Origin of the sequence: Corallococcus exercitus (genome assembly GCF_042231735.1) — a bacterium.
GTDB lineage: Bacteria > Myxococcota > Myxococcia > Myxococcales > Myxococcaceae > Corallococcus > Corallococcus exercitus_B.
On the sequence record NZ_CP102577.1, the window covers coordinates 3622063 to 3644245 of the forward strand.

Consider the following 22183-nt stretch of genomic DNA (forward strand, 5'->3'; position numbering starts at 1 on the left):
GCCGGGACCCCTTGGTGGGTAGGGCGCGTGGAATCCGTGCGGACTCCGCGCGCTGGCCCCGGGGCCTGGACGCCGTTACAGAATGCGCGGGCGACGAGGAGGCCCCCCATGGGCGAGACGGTCGATTACGAGGCGGGCATCCGGGAGTTGAAGCGCTCCATGAACGCGGTCATCCTGGCGCACTACTACCAGGAGAGCGAGGTGCAGGACGTGGCCGACTTCGTCGGTGACAGCCTGGCGCTGGCGCAGGCGGCGGCGCGGACGGAGGCCGACGTCATCGTTTTCTGCGGTGTGCACTTCATGGCGGAAACCGCGAAGATTCTGAATCCCACCCGACAGGTGTTGCTCCCGGACCTCAAGGCCGGCTGCTCGCTGTCGGACCGCTGCCCCCCCGCGGCCTTCAAGGCGTTCAAGGACAAGCACCCGGACGCCTTCGTGGTGTCGTACGTGAACAGCTCCGCCGCGGTGAAGGCGATGAGCGACGTCATCTGCACGTCGTCCAACGCCGTACGCATCGTGAACCAGATTCCGAAGGACCGCCCCATCCTCTTCGCGCCGGATCAGCACCTGGGCCGGCACGTGATGAAGGAGACGGGCCGCGACATGGTGCTGTGGCCGGGCAGCTGCATCGTCCATGAAATCTTCAGTGAGAAGAAGCTCGTGGGCCTGAAGGTGGAGCACCCGGACGCGGAGGTGGTGGCCCACCCGGAGTGCGAGCAGCAGGTGCTGCGGCACGCGGACTTCATCGGCTCCACCAAGGCCATCCTGGACTACGTGGTGAAGAGCCCGAAGCAGAAGTTCATCGTGGTGACGGAGGCGGGCATCCTCCACCAGATGAAGAAGGCCGCGCCGGGCAAGACGTACATCCCCGCGCCGCCGGACAACGGGTGCGCGTGCAACGAGTGCCCGTACATGCGCCTCAACACGCTGGAGAAGCTCTACCGGTGCATGCGCGACAGGACCCCGGAGCTCCTGCTGCCGGCGGACCTGCAGCACGCGGCGCTGGCGCCCCTGCAGCGGATGCTGGAGTGGTCCGCCTGAAAAAGGCGGACGCGGACTGTCTGCCGCGTCCCACCTACAGCAACTCGCGTCTTGCGGATGGCGGGCCCAAGTGCCATGGAAGGAGCGTGGCCTTCCGATTTCTCGCACTTCCCGCCCACCGGCTGGTGGACTTCCCCAAGAACCTGCCGGACGACGAGCGCCTCGAGCCGGACCTGCCGCCGGTGATGGAGGCCGTGGAGCGCGCCCTCGCCGGCGCCGAGTTCCGCGACCTGAAAGCCCGCGACCGCCTGCGCGCCCTGCTCCAGGGGGACCGTCCCCCGGCCCTGGGTTCGCCGGGCAAGGGCTTTGGCCCCAGCGCCATCTTCGCCCAGCCGCCCCAGGACCTGCCGGCGCTCCTGCGCATGGCGGACGAGCTGGAGCAGCTGGCGCGCCGGGAGGCGGGAGAGCGCGCGCTGGTGTGGAAGTGCGGCGAGTGCAGCGCCCGCTACGCGGTGCCGGTGGCCCTGGTGCGCCAGGTGTCCATCCGCTGTGAGCGCTGCGGCCACCCGGTGCAGCTGTCCTCGCAGCAGAGCCTGGGCGAGGAGGCCCTCATCGACCCGTTCCAGGGCGCGGTGAACACCAGCCGGCATGAGCTGGCGGCCTTCTTCCGCGAGGCGATGGCGCGCGGCTGGCCCGTGCTCGTGTCCGAGGGCGGCACCCCTGCCCCGCGCGGGCGTCCGTCCAGCCCGACGGCCTGAGCCACCGCCCGGGTTGCCGACGGGGGCCTTCGCCAGTCCGGCCCCCTTCCCGCTTCAGATGAAGATGCCGGCGGAGGCGTCGTTGCGCGCCTCCTGCAGCTCCTGCGTCGCGGGACGGCCGCGCAGCGCGTCCATCACCTGACGCGGCGCGTGACGCCCCGAGCACTTGGAGCACTCGCACTTGCCGCGCTTGCAGGTGCAGTCCGCCTTGCTGCCGCAGGAGCACTTCGCCGTCAGCAACTGGTCCAGCTCCTCCAGGGGGCGCGGCGCCTCGTCCTGCTTTGCCTCCGGGGACGGCTTCTGGGCCTGCGGAGCGGTGCCCTTGGAGGCGGCCGCCTTCGCGTGGGCCTCGCAGGCGTGGGCGCTGACGGGCATCAGCCAGAGGCCGCCCAGCAGCCATCCCGCGGTCATCAACGTCGCGCTGCGTGCCATGTCCGCTCTCCTTGGCGAGGCTCCGTGAAGGCTGGGGGGAGGCGCCTGCCGCTCCGGCCTATAGCGCAGGGCATTCCCCCTGCCAAGGCATTCGCACGTACCTTTGCCTACCCGGCGACGGAGCACACGGTGCGCTCGCCCGGCGCGGGGGCGCGCGCGTACAGTCCGCGCCCTCCTTGCCCGTGACGAATCGAACCGACCGCATCGCCTTCGCCGCCGCGCTCGTCCTGGGGGCGCTCCCGCTCTGGGTGTCGCGCTTCATCCCCATGGTGGACCTGCCGCAGCACCTGTACCTCATCTCGGTGCTGCACCGGCTGGACGACCCGACGACGCTGTACCCCACGCTGTTCGCGGCGCGGCACGAGCTGACGCCCTATCTCGGCTACTACTACCTGGTCAGCGCGCTCAACTGGCTCTTGCCGCTGGAGCTGGCCAACCGCGTCTTCCTCACCGCGTACGTGGTGGGGATGCCGTTGGGCATGGCCTTCCTGCTGCGGAGCCTGGGGCGGCCGTCGTGGCCCGCGCTGCTCACGCTGCCGCTCGCGTACGGGGACAGCTTCGGCTGGGGCTTCATCAACTACCTGGCGGCCCTGCCGCTGACGCTGCTGTGCTGCGGCCTCTTCGTGCGGACGCTGACGGACGCGCCACGCCGCGCGCGCTGGGGCGTGGGGCTGGCGGTGTGCCTGGTGGCGGTGCTGCTCTTCCACGTGCAGGCCTTCGGGTTCCTGGCGTTCGGGCTGCCGTGGCTGCTCCTCACCACGCCGGTGCCGGAGGACGCGGCGGGGCGGGGAGTCGTGGCCCGGCTGCGGCCGCGCGTGCCGGCGCTCCTGGGCGTGGTGCCCGGCGTGGCGCTGTTCCTGTCGTGGGTGGTGCTCCGGTTCGGCAACCCGCCGGACATCCAGCCGGGCGCGCCGTGGAAGGCGTGGGGGCCCACGTTCTCGCCGCAGAACCTGGCGTGGAAGGGCTTCGAGCAGAACCGCGCGGAGTTCTTCCAGGTGCTCGCCAACACGTTCCACGACGGTTCGGACCGGTGGCCGCTGTATGCCGTCGGCGCGGTGGCGGTGGCGGGCTGGGTGCTGGGCGTCGTGGGGCCGGGGACGCGCCGCGAAGGGCGGGTGGCGCGCTGGCGGCTGCTGGGGCTGGGCGTGCTGGCGCTGGCGCTCTACTTCCTGCTGCCCTTCGACATCCGGGGGTACGTCTACTACCTCAACACGCGCTACGCGCACCTGGCCGCGGCCCTGCTGGTGGCGAGCATGCCGGCGGCGCGGGCGGCATGGCGGCGGCCGTTGGTGCTCGCGGCGGCGGCGAGCGCGTTGCTGCTGGCCTTCGTGATGGGGCGCGGCTTCCAGCGCTTCTCCGAGGAGGCCCGCGAGCTGGAGGTGCTGTCCGGCTTCGCGGCGAACCGGCCGAGGGTGATGGGGCTGGTGTTCGACCCGCGCTCCAGCGTGGTGCGCTTCCCCGTCTTCATCCACGCCGCGGCGGTGGTGGCGCGCGAGCGCGGCGGGGTGCCCAACTTCACCTTCGCCACGACGCCGCACTCGCCGCTGCGCTACCGGGGGGAGGTGCCGCCCACCTTCCCTTCCGAGTGGCGGCCCCAGGAGCTGGACTACGCGACGCAGGGCACCTGGTACGACCACTTCCTCGTGCGTGGGGTGCACCCTTCCCGCGTCCTGGGCGGACGGTTGCAGTCGGAACTGGTCATCGTGGGACAGGTGGGGGGGAGCTGGCTGGTGCGGCGGCGGTAGGGCGTGAAGTAGAAACGCGGCGCATGAGCCCTGCCTCCACCGAGCCCCGTCCCCTGCTGGATGCGCTGCGCGCCGGCACGCCCCTGCCCGCCTTCCCGGAGGCGGACGTCACGCGGGCCCGGAAGCTCGTGGACGACGTGGGCGCCGCGTCCCCGGCGGACGTGGAGGCGCTGCCCGAGGCCCTGGCGGGCGCGGTGCTGGAGGCCGCGGTGCTGGCCGGCCGGGTGGCGCTGCCGGAGGCGCTGTCCGCCTCCTCGGTGAAGCCCCTGGCCAAGGCCGCGAAGAAGGCGCTCTACCGGCTGCGCTCGCGCGGCGTCACCCCGCCGGAGGCTCCGAAGGCGGCGCCCCCGGCCCCGGCCCCGGAGACGTTGCCCACGCTGGTGACGCTGGTGTCCTCGACGGGGCAGTACGGCCTGCTGCTCACGCGCGTGGTGCGCGGCGGCGTGGAGCTGCTCCAGGTCATCGCGTCGGACGAGCAGGGCGTGCTGGAGCTCACCCGCACCGAGCAGAGCCGGGGGGACATCCGCCGCATCCTCAAGCACGGGCTGCAGAACGGCTTCGGCATGGAGGTCTCCCGCGAGGAAGGCGCCCGGCTGCTCGCCGAGGCCGCGGCCCTCAACCTGCGCACCCGCACGCCCTTTCCGCCGGACCTGGAGGCCGCGCTGCGCCACCACGGCGTGCAGCCCCTCCATGAGCCCGAGCCCCTCCCCGCCCCCGAGCCCGACGACGTGCGCCGGGTCCTGGAGGGCGACCAGCTCCATGCGACGCCGGAGATCGCGGAGTGGATGCCGCCCGACGCGGAGGTGCGGGGGTTGATGGAGCAGGTGCAGGCGCTGGCCTCGAGCCCGCTGGCGTTGAGCGGCGCCCAGCGCCAGGAGCAGGTGCAGCAGCGGGTGCGGGACGCGGCGCGGGCCTTCTTCACCCCGGAGGTGCGCCAGCGCTACGCGCGCCGCTTGTGGCGCATGGCGGCCTTCTTCGAAGCGACCCAGCGGGCCCTCCAGGCGGACATCGCGAGGGGCGAGGCACGGCGCCTCTTCCACGGGCTCGACGAGCCCTTCTCCCGCTTCGCGGAGACCCTCTTCGCCAAGGTCGTGGTCCTGGCCGCGGCGGGCGCGCAGGCCCAGGCGTCGCAGGGCGCCACGGCCCCCGGTGAGCCCCCAGCCGCGTCCATGGGCGAGCGGCGCAGCCCCGGCGGCCTCATCCTGCCCTGATGCCTTGAGAGGCCCTTGGAGGCCGCTGGCGGCATCCGGCAGCGAGCGGATCAGCCATCCCAGCGGTCTTCCTTCCATGCTGACGCCGCCGGGCCCCATGAGGGCTCCAGGCGGCATCCTCCGGCGACGGGCCAGGCCGCCGGAGCGGCCCGCGTCCCGGACGCCTCAGGGGCGCCCCGGGAGCGGGCCCGTCTCCCTCAGGCCTGCTCCGTGCGAGCGCACAGGAGCAGGTCCAGGTTCTCCTGCTCCCAGGCGAGCGCCCGCTGGTAGTCGTGGAAGCGCTTCTCGTGCTCCATCAACTCCGGCGGGTGGATGCAGCGCCGGCCGTCCTCGCCCCGGCGGGCGCGGTAGACGTGGTGCAGCATCTCGTGGAAGACGATCCACTCCACGAAGTACCGGGGCACCAGCGGCTGGTCCAACGCCGGGTGGATGCGGATGACCTTCGAGTCCGCCGAGTACGAGCCCATCTTGATGCTCTTGCGCGGCCCCTTCACCCGGGGCGCCGGCCCGTAGGTGATGGCCGCGTCGATGCGGCTCTGGAAGTAGCGCTCGTTGAGCCGCTCATAGATGCGCCCCAGGTCGTGGTAGCGCCCCACCGGCGACAGCCGCAGCCGCTTGCGCATCTGCGCCGGGGACAGCCGGCGGATGAAGATGCGGTTGCGCTCGATGTAGCGGTCCAGGAGCGCGCTGGCGTCCGCGTCCCCCTTGCGCACGAAGCTGGCGAGCGCCTGGAGCACGTCGTCCGGCGCCGCCAGGAACATGTGATGCAGCCTCAGCCGCCACAGCGCCCGCTGACGTTGGAACGTCAGCATCGTGTGGGTGTTGTCGTGGATCTCCACCGCCACCTTCCCCCGCAGCCGTGTGCGCAGCCGGCGCTCCAACACGCGCCGCCACACCTTCACCAGTCGGTTGGGCTCCGGGGCGACCGGGAGCTGCCGGGCCACCCTCCCCGCGGGGTAGGTCCTCTGTCGTGTGATGTTCTTCCGCTTCTTCGCGCGAGCCATAGAGGGGCCGGAGTCTACGGACCCCTCTGACATGTGTAAACGCGCCCGCTTGGTGGAAAGCCAAGGAATTCCAACGACTTAAGGGCACTCAAGCTTACCCGGTCCTACGTGTCCTCCGTGGGGTGCGGATGCCGCATACGCGTAAGTCGCCGTGCCAATTAGCGCTTCCTCCGGCATGGGACCCGGAGCGTCTGGAGTTCCCCGGTTACAGGTCGGACGTTGTAGGTCTCAATACCCCGAGGTGCACGCTTTCCCGGGCAGGTGTACTGGACGCGAAGCGGGCCGGGAGCCAGGGCGACCACCTGGTTGATGGGCAGCTTCCCGCCCCCCGGCCGGCCAAGCACGGTGCGCGCCGGGGCCTCGAAGCGGACCTCCACGGTGGCGGGGGGTGGCGGCTCGACGGGGGCCGCCGTCTCCACGGCCGGCGGGGCCGCCACTTCGGTGCCCGCCGCGGCCACCAGGACTCCCGCGTCCGGCGTCGTGGCCGTGTCCGCGAGGACGGGGTCGGCGGGCTTCGGCGCCGCGGCCTCGTCCGGAACGACGGGCGCGGGCGCCTTCGCGGGGGCCGCGCCCTGGGGACCGGGCCGGGCCGGGCCTCCCACGGGGCGCCCCTTCACGGGCGCGGGGGGCGCCTGCGCCTCCTCCGGACCGAAGAGGCCCATCATCCACGCGAGCCCCAGGCCCAGCACGGCGACGAGCACCACGCCCACCACCAGCAGCACGGCCATGCGCGAGCGCTTGGGCGCGCCCGAGGCGTCGAGCGTGTCGGGCCCCTCGTCGTCGTAGGCCTCGTCCACTGCGACGGGGGCACGCACGGCCCTCCGGGGGGGCGGCCGGCGCGGCGCCTGGAACCCGATGGTGGACTCGTCGTCGTCCGGGTCTCCGGTCGTCACCGGAGTTGGATCCGTGAGGCTCACCGCGGAGGGGCCCGGGTCGGTGTGGAAGCGCTCGTCGTCCTCGGGCGAGGGCCGCGGCGGCGGGCGCACGTTGCGAGCCCCGGAGTTGCCAGGCGCGGTGGAGCGGTTCGCGTCGCTGGACGGAGAGGCGCCACGGCGCGGGCCCGAGGGCTGCGTCCCGCGCCCTTCGTCCGCCATGCGCCGGGGCCCGGACGACAGGGGCTCGGAGCGGCCATCGTCGGAGGACGCCATGCCCGACCGGCGCGGGGACGGAGGCGGCGTCGCGGCGCGGTCCTCCGGCGCATGCGGCGGCGTGCGGCGCGGGGTGGGCGCGAACGGATCATCCGACGCCCCGGCCCCTCGCGGCATGGCCACGCCGGACGACGGGCGCCGCGAACGGTCAGGGGCGCCCCGCTCTCCGGGCCCCGAGCGCGCGGTGGGCTCCGGCGGTCCCCACCGGCGCGCGGGCGCGGGCGTGGGCGCGACGGCGCGGGGACGGCGCGCGCGCAGCGGCACGGTGGAGTCGGCGTCCTCGTCCTCCTCCTGCGCCTCCTCGTCCCAGGCCTCCGCCTCGAACACGGGCTCCAGGTGGCGGCGCGGCGCGGGGGCTCCGGGCATCGTCCCGACGGCGGTGGACTCGCCGTCCTCGTCCTCGTCGTCCTCGTGGCCCGAGGGCAGGTCTCGCGGCAGCGCCATCTGCGTCTCGGGCTCACCCTCCTCCGCGTCCCAGGCGCGCAGCGCGGCGGCCTCCGCCGTGGGCCGGCGCGCGGGAGGCCGGGCCACCAGCCCCGCCGGCGTCAACGCCGAGGGCCCCCGGGGGGGCGACGCCGTGCCACCCAGCGGCAGCGTGCGCGCGCCCGTGTCCTCGTTCCCCGCCAGCGGCAGGGTGCGCGCCGCCGTGTCCTCGGTGAGCGGCAGCGTGCGCGCGGCGGTGTCCTCCACGTCGTCCGCCAGGGGCAGCGTGCGCGCGGCGGTGTCCTCCGGCAGGTCCGGCACCGGGGGCGGCAGCGGCGTGCGCAGGGGCGGCAGCGGCAGGGTGGCCTCGTGCCGGCCCGCGCGCTTCGCCGGGGGGATGTGGAGCACGGTGCGCTCCTCCTTCTCCCCCAACAGCCGCGCGATGTACCCCGCCACGTCCAGGCTCTGCTTGAGCACGCCGGACGCGAGGAACGCCTCCAGGTCGCGGCGCACGTCGGCGGCCCGCTGGTAGCGCTGGGTGCGGTCCTTCACCAGGCACCGCATCACGATGCGCGACAGGTCCTCCGGGTAGTCCGGGCGCACCAGGTGCGGCGCCGTCGGCTCCTCGTAGCGGATGGCGAAGAGGATGCCTTCCGTGGTGGCGCGGTGGAAGGGCTGCTTGCCGGTGGTGATCTCGTACAGCATCACCCCCAGCGCGTAGATGTCCGCCCGGTGGTCCAGCCGCTCCTGCATGATCTGCTCGGGCGACAGGTAGAGGAACTTCCCCTTGATGACGCCCGGCTTGCTGCGCTCCATGAACGCGCCGGCCTTGGCGATGCCGAAGTCGACGAGCTTCACGCGCCCGTCGTAGGCCAGCATCACGTTCTGCGGCGAGACGTCCCGGTGGATCAGCTCCAGCGGGCGCCCATCCACGCCCCGGCTGAAGTGCGCATGGTCCAGGCCCGCCGCGATGGCCGCGCAGATCTTCGCCGCGACGCCGTATGGCATGGACGCGCCGAACTTGTGCTCCTCCTGGAGCACGCGGCGCAGGTCGACGCCCTCCACGTACTCCATGCAGATGAAGATGTTGTCCCCCTCCTTCCCCAGCTCGTGCACCTGCACGATGTTGGGGTGGTGGAGCTGGGCGGCGATGCGCGCCTCGTCCAGGAACATCTGGACGAACTCCGGCTCCTCGGAGAGGTACGGGAGGATCCGCTTGATGACCACCAGCGTGGGGTCCGGCGGCTTGTGCGCCAGGAACAGCTCCGCCATCCCGCCCAGCGCGAGGCGCTTGATGAGCAGGTATCTGCCGAACGGGGTGGCCGTCTGGGGCGAGCTCAAGGACGTGGAGGGTGTGGGCCGCGGGTGGAACTTTGAACCGTGTCCGGAGCCTACCTGCAATCCCGCCCCGGGGGGAGCCGTCCGACCCGCCCGGGGCGGACTCTAGGCAGGCCCGGCGGGACACGCGAACTTTCGGGCCCCGGCTCCGGGGGAAACCGGACGCCTGAAACACGACCGCCCCCCAGGGCGCTTGGGCCCTGGGAGGCGGAAGGTGAAAGCGTCAGCGGACGGCGACCTTACGGGAAGGCCGCGCCGTTCACCTGGCCCGGCAGGTCCGTGCAGTCCTGCGGGATGAGGGTGTAGGTGTAGCGCTGGTTGGTGCCCGGCACGCCGCTGTCGGCATTGTTGTTGCCGCAGCCGGTGATGTCCGTGCCGCCGTCGGTGCAGGGCGCGAAGGTGTAGGTGTCCCAGACGCCGCTGATGCCGTTGGGGAACGTCACCGCGCCGCCATCCAGGGCCGCCTTCTGGAAGTCGCAGCGGACGCCGGCGTCGCCGGACCGGTCACGCGTCTTGTCGTGGTAGACGAGGATGCCGCCGGTGACCTCGAAGCCGTAATAGATGGTGCCCGCATCCGCGCTGTCCAGACGCTGGAACTGGGTGGGCTGCGGGTTGGTCAGCGTGAGCGGACCCGCCAGGTGCACGCGCGTGCCCAGGTAGGACGCGCCGTTCTGGGCCTGCGCGAGCGACGCCGTCAGGTCCTCCACCGTCACCTCGTTGGCCGGCGGCCGGGCATCCACGCCCGCGTCGGACTTCACGGTGATGATGAGCTTCTTCGCGTTGCGGTAGTCGTTCACCAGGTGGTGGCGGCGGCCGCTGAACGGCTGGTAGTTCGGCTCCGTGCCGAAGTAGCCCTCGACGTCGATCTTGTTGCCCGGCTGGGGGCGGTAGACGTCCGGCTCGTCGTCGTAGAACTTGGTGATGTAGAGGCCCTCCTTCGGGAAGGCCGGATCCGTCACCCAGAAGAACGAGCGCCACTGCTTGCCGTCCGTGCCCAGCTTCTCGTAGTCCACGTCGGTGACGACCACGTCGCGCAGCGTGGTCTTGGTGGAGAACGGGAGCTTGCGCGTCGCGACGATCTGCCCGGTCGTCCCCGCGTCGGTCCCCGCGTCGGTGCCTGCATCCACAACGCCCGCGTCGGTGCTGCACACGCCCGTACAGCCGGCATCCGGCGTGGGAGGGGTTTCATCGTCACGTCCGCCACAGCCGGCCGCCGTGGCCATCGCCGCGGCAGCCAGGAGGGCCGCAGCGCCCAGCTTCTTGCGCAGTTCCATTTGTATCTCTCCGGGGGGGTGAGGGGCGCCGCGATTCTTGAAGTCCGACGCCGGTCGGGCTGAGGATTCGAGCCCTTATACCGGCGGCTTACCGGGGCCGGCAAGGAACGGACCGGGGCCCTGTCCGTGACATCGCCGTCAATTCAGGAATAGGTGGATCAATGCTGCCGCGCGACACATTTCTTAACGGGCTGAGGCCCACGCTCCACATCGCGCATCGCGGCGGAGCGCTGCTCGCGCCGGAGAACACGCTGGAGGCCTTCCAGCGCGCGGTCCACACGCACCGCACGGACATGCTGGAACTGGACGTGCACCTGTCGCGCGACGGAGAGGTCATCGTCGCGCACGACGACACGCTGGAGCGCTGCACCGACGGGACGGGGCCGCTCGCTGCGCTCACGCTCGCGGAGCTGCGCAAGCTGGACGCGGGCTACCGCTTCACGCCGGACGAAGGCCGCACGTTCCCCTTCCGCGGCCAGGGCGTGCGCCTGCCCACGCTGCGCGAGGTGCTGCGCGCCTTCCCGGCCCTGCGCCTCAACGTGGAGCTCAAGCCGGACGTGCCGGGCGCGGAAGCCGTGCTCGCCCGCCTGCTGACCGAGGAAGGCGCCCTGGGCCGCGTCTGCCTGGGCAGCGAGCAGGACGTCATCGCGGAGCGGCTCCACGAAGAGCTGCCCGACGCGTGCCACTTCTACCCGCGCGACGCGCTGGCCGCGTTCGTGCTGGCGCTCAAGGCGGGCGAGACGCCGCCGGAGGACGCGCGCTACAGCGTGCTCGACATGCCGCTGTACTTCGGCGAGGTGCGGCTGGTGGACGACGCGCTGCTCCAGGCCGCGGCCGAGCGCGGCAAGTGGATCAACGTGTGGACGGTGGATGATCCGGCGGAGATGGACCGGCTCATCTCGGAAGGGGTCGGCGGCATCATGACCGACCGGCCGGATCTGCTCCGCCAGCGAATGGACGCCTCTGGAAAGCCGGGTTAAGCCTTCAGGCTCCATGCCCCGCTCCACCTCCCGCGCGCGTCCCGCGACGTCCCGCACCGAGCCGCCCCCGTCCAAGGCGCCGCCCACGGACGGCGCAGAACCGAAGCCCTCGGCCCGCAACACGCTCAAGGTGAAGGTGCCCCGCGCCAAGCGCTTCGTGGCGCTGGCGGGCAACATCGGCGCGGGCAAGACGACGGCCGCGAAGCTCATCAGCCAGGGCTTCGGCTTCGAGCTGTTCGACGAGCCCGTCATCGATAACCGCTTCCTGCGCGACTACTACGGCGACATGTCCCGGTGGTCGTTCACACTGCAGCTGGAGTTCCTCATCCGGCGCGTGGAGCACCACGAGCTCATCCACTCCGTCAGGAAGAGCTGCGTGCAGGACCGCACGCTGTACGAGGACCCGGAAATCTTCGCCAAGTACCTGCACGGCCTGGGGCACATGACGAACGCGGAGCTGGACCTGTACTACGAGTACTTCCAGCGGCTGTCGCGCCACATCGTGCGGCCCGACAAGGTCATCTGCTTCGACGTGCCGTCGGAGGACGTGCTGCTCCAGCGCATCCGCACGCGCGGCCGCGCGGAGGAGAAGGGCATCGGGCGGCAGTTCCTCAAGGGCCTCAACGGCTACTACGCGGGCTTCCCCCAGGTGCTCCAGGAGAAGTACGGCGTGGACTGCCTGGTGGTGGACGTGTCCAAGCAGGACATCCGCCGGGGCCAGGGGCGCGAGGAGTTCATGGACCGCGTCTCCGCATTCCTCGCCTGACGCGGCGCATTTCTCGTGCGACGCTGCCCGGCGCCATGCACGACCTCAGCCCCAAGAGCCCGCGCGACTCCGAAGTGGTGATGACGCAGCTCATCCTCCCTCCGGACGCCAACAACCTGAACGCCGCGTTCGGCGGGAAGGTGATGCAGTGGATCGACATCTGCGGCGCCGTCGCCGCCCAGCGCCACTGCCGCCAGGTCGTGGTGACGGCGTCCATGGACGACCTGCACTTCCACGCCCCCATCCGCGTGGGCTGGATTGCCCTCCTGCACGCGCGCGTGCTCGCGGCGTTCCGCACGTCCCTGGAGGTGGGCGTCACCGTGCACGCGGAGAACCCGCTCACCGGTGAGCGGCACCTCACCACCAGCGCGCTGCTCACCTTCGTGGCGCAGGGCCAGGACGGCAAGGGCGTGCCCGTGCCGCCGCTGCTCTTGGAGTCGGACGCGGAGCGCCAGGCCTTCCAGGAGGCGGAGGCCCGCCGCGCCCAGCGCCGGGGCCGCGGCAAGGAGGAGCAGAACTGGATGAAGGTGATGAAGCCCGTGGCCGGCGCCTGAACGCACGAAGGGCCGGGGGCACGCCTGGCTGGCGTCCCATCCCGGCCCTTCTTCCACCTCAAGCCAGCAAACGGCTCAGGTGGTGAACGACGTGCCGCAGCCGCAGGAGGACTTGGCGTTGGGGTTCTCGAACTTGAAGCCCGCGCCGGTGATGCTGGTGACGTAGTCGATGTGCGTGCCCGACAGGTACTGGGCGCTCAGCGCGTCGGTGGCGATGGTCACGCCATCCTGCTCCCACGTCTGGTCGCCCGCCTTCGTCTCCTTCACGAGGTTCAGGTCGTAGCCCAGGCCGCTGCAGCCGGAGGGCACCACGCGGATGGAGAAGAAGTAGCCCTGGAAGCCCTGGGCCTGGATGACCGTCTTCACCTGGGCGATGGCGGCGGCCGTCAGGACGACGGGCGCGGAGGTGGCGGGCTGGGAGGCCGGCGTGGTGCCGGCGACGGCGGTAGAAGTATCCATGTGCTTCACTCTCCTCGTAGACGGCGCCTCATAACGCCCCGGCGCCCGAAAAGCCAAGGGACCTGACAGGCCCCTTCCGGGCTCAACAGAAGATAACCCCCATGCCCATCCCTGAAATCACCCCCGCCGAGCTGGCCCGGCGCCTGGCCGGCCCCCCCGAGTCACGCCCCGTGCTGGTGGACGTGCGCTTCCCACACGAGCACGAATGGGTGGCCCTGCCCGGCTCGGTGCTGATGCCCCTGCCGGAGCTGGAGGACTTCCACGAGCAGCTGGACGCGCTGAGGGGCCGCCCCGTCGTCGTCTACTGCCACCACGGGGTGCGCAGCCTGGACGGCGCCGCGTACCTCATCGACCGGGGACTCCAGGCCGTGTCGCTCCAGGGCGGCATCGACCTGTACTCGCGCACCGTGGACCCTTCCCTGCCGCGCTACTAGAGCGCGGAGGCCAGGTCCAGCGGCAGGTCCGTCGTCTCGTCGGCCTTGATGGTGGCCTCGAAGGCGACGGGCTCCTTGAGCTGCTTGCCGCGCAGTTCCAGGCGCTGCTTGCCCTCCATCAGCTTCAGCGTCGTGCTGGCGCTGCCCATCATCTGGTTGTTCCGGTACACCGTCAGGCCCGGCGTCATCCCCTTGGGGGTGATCTTCAGCTTGAGGGTGCCCTCCTTGAAGCTGCGCTCGAAGGTCTTGAGTTCGCCGGGCTGGCCGAACGCGAGCTCCTCGGAGTCCTCCAGGTAGATGCCCTGGGCGTCGTTCTCCAGGATGAGCGTGTCCTGCAGGTGGGCGCCCTGCACGCGGGTGAGCGGCGCGGTGCCCAGGAGCGTCACCGGCTCCGGGCTGCCGCAGCGCTCCGTGTGCCGCACGGACACCTTCACCGGCTGGTTGGTGTTCACCGTGAGCCACACGCCCTGCGCGTCCGCGGCCTTGGACGTGAGCGCCAGCATGATGGGTTCGCGGAAGAGCACGCCCACCGCGAGCAGGCCCACGACGAAGCCCACCGTGGCCAGCGTGCGCACGCCGCCACCCTTCGGCCTCACCGGCTCCGGCAGCGCGGGGGCGCTGTGGCGCGACGGGCGGCGCTCGCCGGAGTCCTCGTCGTCCTCCACCGGCGGCGGGGCCACCGGGCGCGGGCGCGGGGCGTCCACGCGGCTGGAGGTGCGCCGGCGCGGCGGCTCCACGGCGGACTGGCTGCTGCTGGTGCGCCGTCGCGGCGGCAGGGGCGCGGGCACCGTGTCCGGATCATCCTCCGGCGGCGGCAGGCGCGTGCGCTCGTCGTCCTCCAGGTCCATCCGGTGCACGCCCGAGCGCGACCGCACGGGCGGCTCCGACACCGGCACCGCGCGGGACATGGTGCGCCGGGGCGCCGGGACGTCCTCCGCGGACTGGCTGCGCAGGTCCGAGCGCGAGTTGGTGCGCGCGATCTGCGTCGCGTTCGGGTTGCTGGTGGACGTGCCGCGCCGGACCGCCGGCTCCGACACGCTGGAGCGGCGCCGGGGCTGCGGCTCCACGCCGGTGAGCGACGGCGCGTCGTATTCGTTCGGGTCCTCCGCCAGCGCGGGCGACATGCCCGTGGCGCGGCGGGGCGCGGCGCCCGTGCGGGTGTTGCCGCGCGAGCGGTCGCGCGACGGCGACTCGCCCGGCGGGGCGTCCCAGCTCATGTCCGGGGGCGGCCGGGGCGGCGAGGTGTTGGAGTCCTCGCCCACGGGCACGAACTGGCCCTGCTTGAGCTCCTCCTGCAGCCGGTCCGCGAAGAGCGTCTTCATCAGCTCCGAGATCTGCCCGGAGGTGACGAGCCAGCGCTCGTTGACGAGCAGCTCCTCCAGCGCCGTCTGGAACTCGCGCGCGTTGTCGTAGCGGTCATCCGCGCTCTTGGCCAAAGCGCGCATCACCACGTGGTCCATGTCCCGGGGCACGTCGGCCACCTCGGACGGGGACGGGATGGCGCACTCCATGGCCGCCTGCAGCGTGGCCAGCTCCGAGTCCTTCTTGAGCGGCCGGTGCCCGGTGAGCATCTCGTACAGCACCAGGCCGATGGCGAAGATGTCCGCGCGCCGGTCCAGGTGCTTGCCCGCGGCCTGCTCGGGCGCCATGTACGCGAACTTGCCTTTGATGGCGCCGGACTTCGTCATGGACGCCTGATCCGCGGCCTTGGCGATGCCGAAGTCCACCAGCTTCACCGAACCATCGAAGCTGATCAGGATGTTCTGCGGGCTGATGTCCCGGTGCACCACGTTGAGCGGCTGGCCCCGGTCATCCGTGCGGCTGTGCGCGTAGTAGAGGCCCTCGCACGCGGACGCGACGATGCGGATGGCCAGCGGACGGGCGATCCACTGGTTCATCCCGCTGGCCTTGCGCATGACCCGGCCCAGGTCCTCGCCGTGGATGAACTCCATGGCGATGTAGTAGGTGCCGTTGGCCTCGCCGAATTCGTAGACCTGCGCGATGTTCGGGTGGTTGAAGCGCGCGGCGATCAGCGCCTCGTTCTTGAACATCTCCACGAACTCGCGGTCCTCCGCGAGGTGCGGGAGGATGCGCTTGACGACAAGCTCTTTCTGGAAGCCCTCGATTCCGGTCTGACGCGCAAGCCAGACTTCGGCCATGCCGCCCGTGGCGAGCTTCTTGAGGAGCTGGTATTTCCCGAATGCTTGAGGGTTCATCCCGGGTTACTCCCCGGGGGGAGCGGGCTCAGTGGAAGGTGACAGGGCAGCGCATCTTAGGGGACAGCGGCCCATGAGGCAAAGGCGCAGGACCTCCTCCATGGGGTGGGTCGTCATGACCTGCCTGCTGGCCCTGCATGCCGCGGCGGCCCCTGCTCCGGATCAGATCAAGGTCGAGCGGCGCGGGGAGCTGCTGTCGCTGTCCTGGCGGGACGCGGAGGACCAGCTCCAGGGCGTCCTCACCCCTGCCGTCCCCCGCCCCGGTGAACCCCTGCGGCTGACGCTGTCGGTGGGAAACCTCCAGGGGCCTCCCTTCCAGGGCGCCGTCACGGTCGCGTTCTCCCGGGTGGGCGTGCCCGGCCAGGTGACGCGCACCCTGACGCGCGACGCCGTGGGCTGGAGCACCGAGTTCGTCCCCGACGAGGCCGGCACGTGGGAGGTGGACGTGCGCTTCCTCACCACCCGCCCCAAGGCGGTGCACGCGCGGTTCACCGTGAGCGAGCCTCCGGTTCCACCCCTGGTCTGGCGCGTCCTGCTGGGGCTCGCCGGGGGATTGCTGCTGGTGCGGGTGCTGTACGCCGTCACGCGGCGCGGGGTGACGCCCGAGCACCCCATCCCGCCCCTCCCCCAGGCCTCGAGTCCGGAAGCCACGCCCGTGGAGCCGGGGGCCGCGCCTCCGGTGGATCCGCCCGCGCGGGCCGCGCCGCCGGAGCCTGGCGCCACCGCGCCCGCGGGGCCGCCGGTGGATCCGCCGGCTGATCGGTAAGACCGCCCTTCTTACAGCCCGCCGTTACAGCCCTGACTGGCCCCGGGAGGGAAAAAACCTTCCCAGGGTGGGTCTCGTCACGTCCACGTCACGGGGCATCCGCCCCGCGAGCCCCTTCCGGATGTCCGGCAGTGCACGTCCCTGCCCTGGGCACCAGGGTTGCACGGGGGAGCAGGCAGCAGGTCGGATGGCGTGGGCATTTCCGGGGCGGGGAGACATCGGGCATGGGCGGGAGGGGGTTGGAGGCGAAGGGGTGGCGGCGGGGACTGCTCGTCGCGGTCCTCCTGGGCCTGCCGGCGGTCGCTGGCGCGGCACCGGAGCCGGACGAGGACGCGGCGGCGGAGGCGGATCAGCCGCTGGAGGTGTCCGGAGACGATGACGCGCTGGACGGCGCGGTGGCGCAGGCGATGCCGGGCGGCTCCCAGGGGCCCGTCATGGGCGCGCCGGAGCAGGTGACGGAGCCGGGCGCCCCGGTGCCGGACGCGGCGGTGCCGGGCAAGAAGAAGAAGAAGGACACCGGCCCCAAGGCGGACACGCTGGGCGAGGCGCCGGACGAAGCGGACAAGGTGGACGACAAGGGCGGGCCCGAGCAGCGGATCCGCGTGTTCGGCCGCGTGTTCGCGCGCGCCGCCGCCGACGAGCGGCAGAAGTACGAGCGCGACCTGGGCATCGAGTCCGCGCGCGTGGGCGTGGCCGCGTCGCTGTCCAACCTGGAAGCGGAGGTGAGCGCGGACCTCGCCTCCAAGACGATCCTGAAGGACGCCTTCGTGCGCCTGGCGGACGACAACAAGCGCGTGCGCCTGTACGCGGGCCGCTTCAAGTCGCCCTTCCTCCAGCGCTCGCAGGAGTCGGCGTGGCGGCTGCCCATCCAGGAGCGCGGGCTCGTGGAGGACTACCTCACGGAGACCAACGCGCTGGGCGGCCGGCGCCTGGGGTTGATGGGCGAGCTGCGGCTCAAGGACGCCTGGGGCCTGAAGCTGTCCGCGGGCCTCTTCGAGGGCGGCGAGGACGCGACCGGGAAGCGGCTGAGCGAGGACGGCTCCGCGCGCCTGAGCATCCGCCCGTTCAAGTTCCTCACGCTGGGCACCAGCACGTACCTCACGCAGGTCATCGACGGGACGAAGCAGTACGCGACGGCGGCGGACGCGGAGCTGACGCTCTGGGGGCTGTCGCTGACGGGGGAGGCCGCGGCGGGCCGGCTGGCGTTGGGGCCGTTCCGCTCGCAGTCGGTGCTGGCCTACTGGACGGTCCCGGTGGGCCGCGAGGGGTGGGCAGTGCAGCCGATGGTGGGCGCGGAGGCGCTGCAATTGCAGGGCGGTATCCAGGCACAGGGACATTCGGTGACGGGGGGCTTCAACGTGTTGTTGGCGGATTCCTTCAAGGCGCAGCTCCAGGCGGAGCGTGCGCTCCGGCCGGGAGACGTGGCGCCCGCGCTCGAGCTGTCGGTGCAGCTCGCCACCCGCTTCCGGTGAGGAGACCTGGGCCATGATCTCGTTCGCTGAAGGCGAAGTGACGAAGCTGCGTCGTGAGTTCAAGCGCGTGCTGGAGGCCTCCGAGGCCAAGGCGGTGTGCTCGCGGCTGTCCCAGGAGCTGGGCGGGGTCCTCCCGCCGCCGACGCGCATCGTGTCGGTGTACTTCGACAAGCAGGGCTATCCGCTGACGGAGCGCGCGCTGCGCACACCGGAGGACTGCCTCAAGGTGAGGACGAAGGAGTACTCGCCGGACGTGGGCGCGGCGGGCCGCGAGCGCGTGGTGCTGGAGGTGAAGCGCGAGCGCAACGGGCTCACGCAGAAGCGGCGCGTGTGGGTGCCGCGCTCGGAGCTGGGGCGGGCCATCCGGGGTGGCGTGAGCCTCCTGCCGCTCTTCACGGGGGGCAGCCTGTCCCCGGTGCTGGCGGTGACGTACCGGCGGCACGTGTACCAGGTGTCGCAGGAGTGGCGGGTGACGGTGGACCGGGACATCGGCTTCCACGCCGTCTCGCCGGAGCTGGCCCTGTCGCCCACGGCGCTGACGGTGGAGCGGCTGGGGATGCCCGTGTGGGAGGACTCGCGGGTGGTGGTGGAGGTGAAGCACCTCGGGGCGGAGCTGCCCGAGTGGCTGTCGGCCCTCAATCCGGGGGGCCCGGCGGCGTACAGCAAGTTCGCGGAAGGCATGGCGCGGGTGCATGCCTTCGCTTCAGGTGGCGTTGGGGTCGTAGGGGGTTAGGGCACCGTGTTCATCGATTTCGAAGGCATTGACGGCAGCGGCAAGACGACGCTGTCCAACCTGCTCGCGTCCCGGCTGAAGCGGCTGGGCTACAAGGTCGCGCACGCGCGCGAAGGGGGCGAGCTGCAGTCGCCCACCGCTCGGCGCATCCGCGAGCTGACGCGCGACGCTCGGCTCCTGGAGATGGGGCCTCGCGCCGAGTTCTTCCTGAACCTGGCCCGCGACGCGCAGCAGCTGGAAGAGGTCATCGCGCCCGCGCTCAAGCGCGGCGAGGTGTGCATCACGGACCGCTACCTCTACTCGCAGCTCGCGCTGACGGGCGGCGGGCGGGGCCTGAGGGAGGAGCAGCTGTTGTCCTCCTGCGAGCTGGCGTCGCAGGGGCTGTGGCCGGACCTGGTCATCCTGGTGGACGTGGACCCGGACCTGGCGCGGCTGCGCAAGCGGCTGGGCAAGGTGCAGAGCGGCAAGGTGAACGACACCGACAGCCGCAAGGGCCTGGTGGGCGCGGGGCTGGCGGTGCGCGTGCGCGAGGCGTTCCTCGCCCAGGCCCGCAGGGACCCGGCGCGGTGGATCATCCTGGAGAACAACGATCAGCCGCTGCGCGTGCTGGAGCAGCGCCTGGTGGAGGCCGTGGTCGCGCGGCTGGAAGGCCGTGAGCAGCCGGTGCAGCGGCTGGTCCCCGCCCCCACCCCGCCGCCGCCGGGCGTGGCGTCCGTGGACGACGTGGAGGAGCGCTTCTTCCACGCGGTGGACGGCCTGGAGGCGCGCGAGCCCCAGCTGGCCGCGTGGCTGCTCAACGGCATCCCGGGCCTGCCCGCGCACCAGCGCCGGCTGGCGTACGCGGAGCGGCTGCCGGGGCTCGTGGCCCGCGGCCTGACGGGGCTGGATGACGACACGGCGTGGACGCTGCGCGACGTGCTGGCCGCGAGCGTGCCGGCGGACGTGGCGGAGGGCCTGGGGTTCGTGACCTCCCCACGCGCGAACGCGCTGCGGCAGCGGCTGTACGCGCAGGCGCCGGAGGCGGTGCTGGAGGGGCTCAAGCGCCAGGACACGCCGGAGGCATGGGCGCTGCGCGAGCGCGGCCTGAAGGACGGGCACCTGGGGGCGGTGCTGCTGGGCCTGGCCGGCGTGGACGGCGAGGAGTCCTGGGTGGTCCGCGAGGCGGGCATGCAGCGCAAGCTGTACTCGGCGGTGGCGCGCAGCCTGGGCGGCCTGGCCACGGAGCGCGCGGACGCGCTGCGCGAGGCGCTGATTCCGCACGACCGGCTGGCGGTGCTCAAGAGCACCACGGGCCTGGAGACGCCGGTGGCGGTGGGGCTGCGCGAGCAGCTGGAGAAGGGGGCGCTGAAGCTGGTGCTGCGCTCGCTCACCGGCGTGGACACGCCGCGCGCCTGGGCCATGCGTGAGCGCGGCGTGGCGCTCACCAAGGAGGCGCTGGACTCCGTGGACGGGATGGACTCGCCGCGCGCGTGGAAGCTGCGGGCCTCCGCGGCGCGTAGGTGGCCGGCGACGGTGGTGTCGTCCATGCGCGGGCTGCCGCTGGTGGCGGAGACGCGGGCGCTGCTGGAGCGCATCCTGGAGGAGCAGGCCGGGAAGCTGCCCGTCTTGCGCAACGCGTACGCGGTGGTGGCGCAGGCGCGGATGCTGGAGCAGGCGCAGCGGCCGGTGCGGCCCACGGTGGAGACGGCCGGGGTGGACGCCGGGCGGCAGGAGGCATGACGCCCATGGAAGGTCCTTTCGGGGCGCTGTTCCAGGACGTGGAGCAGGAGCTTCAGGCGCTGTCGATGGGGGCCATCCTCCCCCGGCTGGTGGCGTCGGCGGTGATTGGCGCGATGTTGTCGTCGCGGCCCTGGCGGCTGGTGCTGGGCAAGCCGCTGCCGAAGGTGGAGATGGTGCAGGCGCAGATCCTCCTCTGCGCGGCGGCGGCGGTGATTACGGCGGTGATTGGCAACAGCGTGGCGAAGGCGTTCGGGCTGGTGGGCCTGGGCGGATTCGTGCGGTTCCGCTCCGGGCTGAAGGACCCGCGCGACGCGGCCATCCTGTTCCTGGTGATTGGCCTGGGCATGGCGTGCGGCCACGGCAACCTGGTGCTGGCGTTCGTGGGCACGGGGTTCGTGGCGGCGCTGCTCTTCGTGCTGGACCTCTTTGAAAAGAAGGCCGTGGCGACGAAGGAAGCGAAGCAGCGGCTGGTGGTGTCCGCGCAGGCGGACGACCTGGTGCGCGCGGAGGCCACGCTGAGGACGGCGCTGGGGGAGCGCAACGTGCTGGTGAAGAGCTGCGCGCTGGACTTCTCCGCGCGGCGCGTGGAACTGGAAGTGGAGGAGCCGGAGCCTGGAAGCCTGGCGGCGGCGTTGGGACGGACGGAAGGGGCGCCCTTGCGGGGCCTGCGGTGGACGGCGGTGAGCGCGAAGGGCGCGCGGGAGGAGATGGCATGAAGTTCAGGAAGCTGGCGGTGCTGTTCGCGGCGTGGGGGGCGTTGGCCGCCTGTGGTGGCGGCGGGGGCAGCCTGCCCACGGGGAATGATCCGGGCTCGTCCACGACGAATCCCGACGGCACGGTGGACCTGCCGGGCAACCCGGTGGACCCGAACACGGGCGGCGGCACGAAGCCGGATCAGCAGGCGGAGGTGACGACGCTCTGGCCGCTGACCACGGGCTCCACCTGGACCTACCGCATCACTGACGATCAGGAAGGCGTCTTCAACAAGGTGGTGACGGTGCAGGGCCCGGAGACGGTGCCGGGTACGACGATGACGGCGGTCAAGGTGCACAGCAAGCAGGACCGCACGACGACGGGCACGGTCTACGAGGAGAACTCCTGGCAGCTGGAGCTGACGACCGGCGTGGTGGTGCGCCTGCGCGAGGAGGACATCACGGACGGCCTGCCCACGAAGGCGACGACCTGGTCCCCGGCGATGATGAAGTCCCTGGCGGTGACGCCGACGTCCGTGCCCTGGGAGCACCAGGACAAGGTGCGCGAGCTGATCACCTACGCGGCGGGCGGAACCGAGGGGAAGGATCCGACCTACGTCTGGAAGGTGCTGGAGAAGGACGTGACGGTGACGACGCCCGCCGGCACGTTCACCAACGCCATCAAGGTCCAGCGTGACAAGCTGAACAAGAGCGGCGAGGTGAAGGAGGAGAAGCAGCGCCTGTACTGGCTGGTCCCCGGCGTGGGCAAGGTCCTCGAGGACGGGGAACGCCTGGAGGAGCTGGTGTCCTACGACGTGAAGAAGCCGTAGGCCACATCGAGGAAGTCCCTGCTCAGGCCTGCGCGGCGTCGTCGTACGACACGCGCAGGCCGTTGTGCGTCACGGTGATGAAGGGGCGGCCCATCCAGCCGCAGTGCCTACAGACCGCGTTCGGACCGGTCGCGGTGACTCGCACCGGCAGGTCCGACTCGCACACGGGGCAGCCCTCGGGGAGGGTGTACTCACGGGTCTGGGAGTGGACTTCGGTCATGTCTTCAGGGGTAACGCAGCCCCCGGAC

21 protein-coding genes are annotated in these 22183 nt (G+C 71.9%); 14 read left to right on the forward strand and 7 right to left on the reverse strand.

The genetic code is table 11. The features are described from left to right. Nucleotides 1–108: 108 nt before the first annotated feature. Nucleotides 109–1041 (forward strand): quinolinate synthase NadA, encoded by a 933-nt coding sequence (gene nadA / locus NR792_RS13915; RefSeq protein WP_375760520.1) that lies wholly within the window; start codon nt 109–111, stop codon nt 1039–1041. 86 nt (nt 1042–1127) lie between these two features. Further along, nucleotides 1128–1739 (forward strand): hypothetical protein, encoded by a 612-nt coding sequence (locus NR792_RS13920; RefSeq protein ID WP_375760521.1) that lies wholly within the window; start codon nt 1128–1130, stop codon nt 1737–1739. A 54-nt stretch (nt 1740–1793) separates the two neighbouring features. Here NR792_RS13920 and NR792_RS13925 read toward each other — a convergent pair whose 3' ends face one another. Then, the gene (locus NR792_RS13925) at nt 1794–2171 is read right to left on the reverse strand and encodes a metallothionein (protein ID WP_375760522.1); all 378 of its coding nucleotides are present in this window, start codon (nt 2169–2171) and stop codon (nt 1794–1796) included. A gap of 182 nt (nt 2172–2353) precedes the next feature. On the opposite strand from NR792_RS13925, the gene NR792_RS13930 reads away from it, so the two are divergent. Continuing rightward, nucleotides 2354–3916, forward strand: coding sequence for a hypothetical protein (locus tag NR792_RS13930; protein ID WP_375760523.1), 1563 nt, complete (start codon nt 2354–2356; stop codon nt 3914–3916). 23 nt (nt 3917–3939) lie between these two features. Next, nucleotides 3940–5127: a hypothetical protein gene (locus tag NR792_RS13935; RefSeq protein WP_375760524.1), complete on the forward strand. Its 1188-nt coding sequence runs from the start codon at nt 3940–3942 to the stop codon at nt 5125–5127. Between the two features lie 197 nt (nt 5128–5324). Here the strand turns inward: NR792_RS13935 and NR792_RS13940 are convergent, their stop codons facing one another. The 3 genes from NR792_RS13940 to NR792_RS13950 all read right to left on the reverse strand — a co-directional run bounded on the left by NR792_RS13940 (nt 5325) and on the right by NR792_RS13950 (nt 10314). Further along, nucleotides 5325–6071 carry a hypothetical protein gene (locus tag NR792_RS13940; protein WP_375760525.1) on the reverse strand — a complete coding sequence of 249 codons (747 nt, stop codon included), beginning with the start codon at nt 6069–6071 and terminating at the stop codon, nt 5325–5327. Nucleotides 6072–6289: 218 nt separating this feature from the next. After that, nucleotides 6290–9043 (reverse strand): protein kinase, encoded by a 2754-nt coding sequence (locus NR792_RS13945; protein WP_375760526.1) that lies wholly within the window; start codon nt 9041–9043, stop codon nt 6290–6292. A gap of 236 nt (nt 9044–9279) precedes the next feature. Then, complete coding sequence (locus NR792_RS13950) at nt 9280–10314, reverse strand: hypothetical protein (protein WP_375760527.1); 1035 nt, start codon at nt 10312–10314, stop codon at nt 9280–9282. Between the two features lie 161 nt (nt 10315–10475). Between NR792_RS13950 and NR792_RS13955 the strand changes: the two genes are divergently transcribed. From NR792_RS13955 to NR792_RS13965, 3 genes are read left to right on the forward strand one after another with little or no spacing between them, the layout of a single operon-like run. Beyond that, nucleotides 10476–11294 carry a glycerophosphodiester phosphodiesterase gene (locus NR792_RS13955; protein ID WP_375760528.1) on the forward strand — a complete coding sequence of 273 codons (819 nt, stop codon included), beginning with the start codon at nt 10476–10478 and terminating at the stop codon, nt 11292–11294. A 13-nt stretch (nt 11295–11307) separates the two neighbouring features. Next, a complete protein-coding gene (locus NR792_RS13960) occupies nt 11308–12060 on the forward strand; it encodes a deoxynucleoside kinase (RefSeq protein WP_375760529.1) in 753 nt (250 codons plus the stop codon). 35 nt (nt 12061–12095) lie between these two features. Beyond that, entirely contained in the window at nt 12096–12614 is a 519-nt protein-coding gene (locus NR792_RS13965) for an acyl-CoA thioesterase (protein WP_207056310.1), read from the forward strand. Nucleotides 12615–12689: 75 nt separating this feature from the next. Here the strand turns inward: NR792_RS13965 and NR792_RS13970 are convergent, their stop codons facing one another. Further along, nucleotides 12690–13073, reverse strand: coding sequence for a HesB/IscA family protein (locus NR792_RS13970; protein WP_375760530.1), 384 nt, complete (start codon nt 13071–13073; stop codon nt 12690–12692). Between the two features lie 101 nt (nt 13074–13174). Between NR792_RS13970 and NR792_RS13975 the strand changes: the two genes are divergently transcribed. Continuing rightward, nucleotides 13175–13507 (forward strand): rhodanese-like domain-containing protein, encoded by a 333-nt coding sequence (locus NR792_RS13975; protein ID WP_375760531.1) that lies wholly within the window; start codon nt 13175–13177, stop codon nt 13505–13507. Here the strand turns inward: NR792_RS13975 and NR792_RS13980 are convergent. Then, nucleotides 13504–15723 carry a serine/threonine protein kinase gene (locus NR792_RS13980; RefSeq protein ID WP_375760532.1) on the reverse strand — a complete coding sequence of 740 codons (2220 nt, stop codon included), beginning with the start codon at nt 15721–15723 and terminating at the stop codon, nt 13504–13506. The genes NR792_RS13975 and NR792_RS13980 overlap by 4 nt on opposite strands. Before the next feature lie 100 nt (nt 15724–15823). On the opposite strand from NR792_RS13980, the gene NR792_RS13985 reads away from it, so the two are divergent. The 6 genes from NR792_RS13985 (at nt 15824) to NR792_RS14010 (ending at nt 21935) form a co-directional block, all read left to right on the forward strand. Beyond that, the gene (locus NR792_RS13985) at nt 15824–16489 is read left to right on the forward strand and encodes a hypothetical protein (protein ID WP_375760533.1); all 666 of its coding nucleotides are present in this window, start codon (nt 15824–15826) and stop codon (nt 16487–16489) included. A gap of 224 nt (nt 16490–16713) precedes the next feature. Next, a complete protein-coding gene (locus tag NR792_RS13990; protein ID WP_375760534.1) occupies nt 16714–17961 on the forward strand; it encodes a hypothetical protein in 1248 nt (415 codons plus the stop codon). A gap of 13 nt (nt 17962–17974) precedes the next feature. Continuing rightward, nucleotides 17975–18694 (forward strand): VTC domain-containing protein, encoded by a 720-nt coding sequence (locus NR792_RS13995; protein WP_375760535.1) that lies wholly within the window; start codon nt 17975–17977, stop codon nt 18692–18694. A 6-nt stretch (nt 18695–18700) separates the two neighbouring features. After that, nucleotides 18701–20413, forward strand: a complete 1713-nt coding sequence (gene tmk, locus NR792_RS14000) for a dTMP kinase (RefSeq protein ID WP_375760536.1) — start codon at nt 18701–18703, stop codon at nt 20411–20413. 5 nt (nt 20414–20418) lie between these two features. After that, on the forward strand, nt 20419–21129 hold the full coding sequence (locus NR792_RS14005; protein ID WP_375760537.1) for a DUF4956 domain-containing protein: 711 nt from the start codon (nt 20419–20421) through the stop codon (nt 21127–21129). Further along, on the forward strand, nt 21126–21935 hold the full coding sequence (locus NR792_RS14010) for a hypothetical protein (protein ID WP_375760538.1): 810 nt from the start codon (nt 21126–21128) through the stop codon (nt 21933–21935). The genes NR792_RS14005 and NR792_RS14010 overlap by 4 nt, the downstream gene beginning before the upstream one ends. 22 nt (nt 21936–21957) lie before the next feature. Here NR792_RS14010 and NR792_RS14015 read toward each other — a convergent pair whose 3' ends face one another. Then, on the reverse strand, nt 21958–22155 hold the full coding sequence (locus tag NR792_RS14015; protein ID WP_375760539.1) for a hypothetical protein: 198 nt from the start codon (nt 22153–22155) through the stop codon (nt 21958–21960). Between the last annotated feature and the right edge of the window lie 28 nt (nt 22156–22183).

Excerpts from the sequence above, each read along its gene's own strand:
- NR792_RS13925 (WP_375760522.1), bottom strand. The coding sequence starts at position 2,171 with ATGGCACGCAGCGCGACGTTGATGACCGCGGGATGGCTGCTGGGCGGC.
- NR792_RS14010 (WP_375760538.1), top strand. The coding sequence starts at position 21,126 with ATGAAGTTCAGGAAGCTGGCGGTGCTGTTCGCGGCGTGGGGGGCGTTG.
- NR792_RS13935 (WP_375760524.1), top strand. The coding sequence starts at position 3,940 with ATGAGCCCTGCCTCCACCGAGCCCCGTCCCCTGCTGGATGCGCTGCGC.
- NR792_RS13960 (WP_375760529.1), top strand. The coding sequence starts at position 11,308 with ATGCCCCGCTCCACCTCCCGCGCGCGTCCCGCGACGTCCCGCACCGAG.
- NR792_RS13995 (WP_375760535.1), top strand. The coding sequence starts at position 17,975 with ATGATCTCGTTCGCTGAAGGCGAAGTGACGAAGCTGCGTCGTGAGTTC.
- NR792_RS13970 (WP_375760530.1), bottom strand. The coding sequence starts at position 13,073 with ATGGATACTTCTACCGCCGTCGCCGGCACCACGCCGGCCTCCCAGCCC.
- NR792_RS13980 (WP_375760532.1), bottom strand. The coding sequence starts at position 15,723 with ATGAACCCTCAAGCATTCGGGAAATACCAGCTCCTCAAGAAGCTCGCC.
- NR792_RS13950 (WP_375760527.1), bottom strand. The coding sequence starts at position 10,314 with ATGGAACTGCGCAAGAAGCTGGGCGCTGCGGCCCTCCTGGCTGCCGCG.
- NR792_RS13965 (WP_207056310.1), top strand. The coding sequence starts at position 12,096 with ATGCACGACCTCAGCCCCAAGAGCCCGCGCGACTCCGAAGTGGTGATG.
- NR792_RS13955 (WP_375760528.1), top strand. The coding sequence starts at position 10,476 with ATGCTGCCGCGCGACACATTTCTTAACGGGCTGAGGCCCACGCTCCAC.
- NR792_RS13975 (WP_375760531.1), top strand. The coding sequence starts at position 13,175 with ATGCCCATCCCTGAAATCACCCCCGCCGAGCTGGCCCGGCGCCTGGCC.
- nadA (WP_375760520.1), top strand. The coding sequence starts at position 109 with ATGGGCGAGACGGTCGATTACGAGGCGGGCATCCGGGAGTTGAAGCGC.
- NR792_RS14015 (WP_375760539.1), bottom strand. The coding sequence starts at position 22,155 with ATGACCGAAGTCCACTCCCAGACCCGTGAGTACACCCTCCCCGAGGGC.
- NR792_RS13985 (WP_375760533.1), top strand. The coding sequence starts at position 15,824 with ATGGGGTGGGTCGTCATGACCTGCCTGCTGGCCCTGCATGCCGCGGCG.
- NR792_RS14005 (WP_375760537.1), top strand. The coding sequence starts at position 20,419 with ATGGAAGGTCCTTTCGGGGCGCTGTTCCAGGACGTGGAGCAGGAGCTT.
- NR792_RS13990 (WP_375760534.1), top strand. The coding sequence starts at position 16,714 with ATGGGCGGGAGGGGGTTGGAGGCGAAGGGGTGGCGGCGGGGACTGCTC.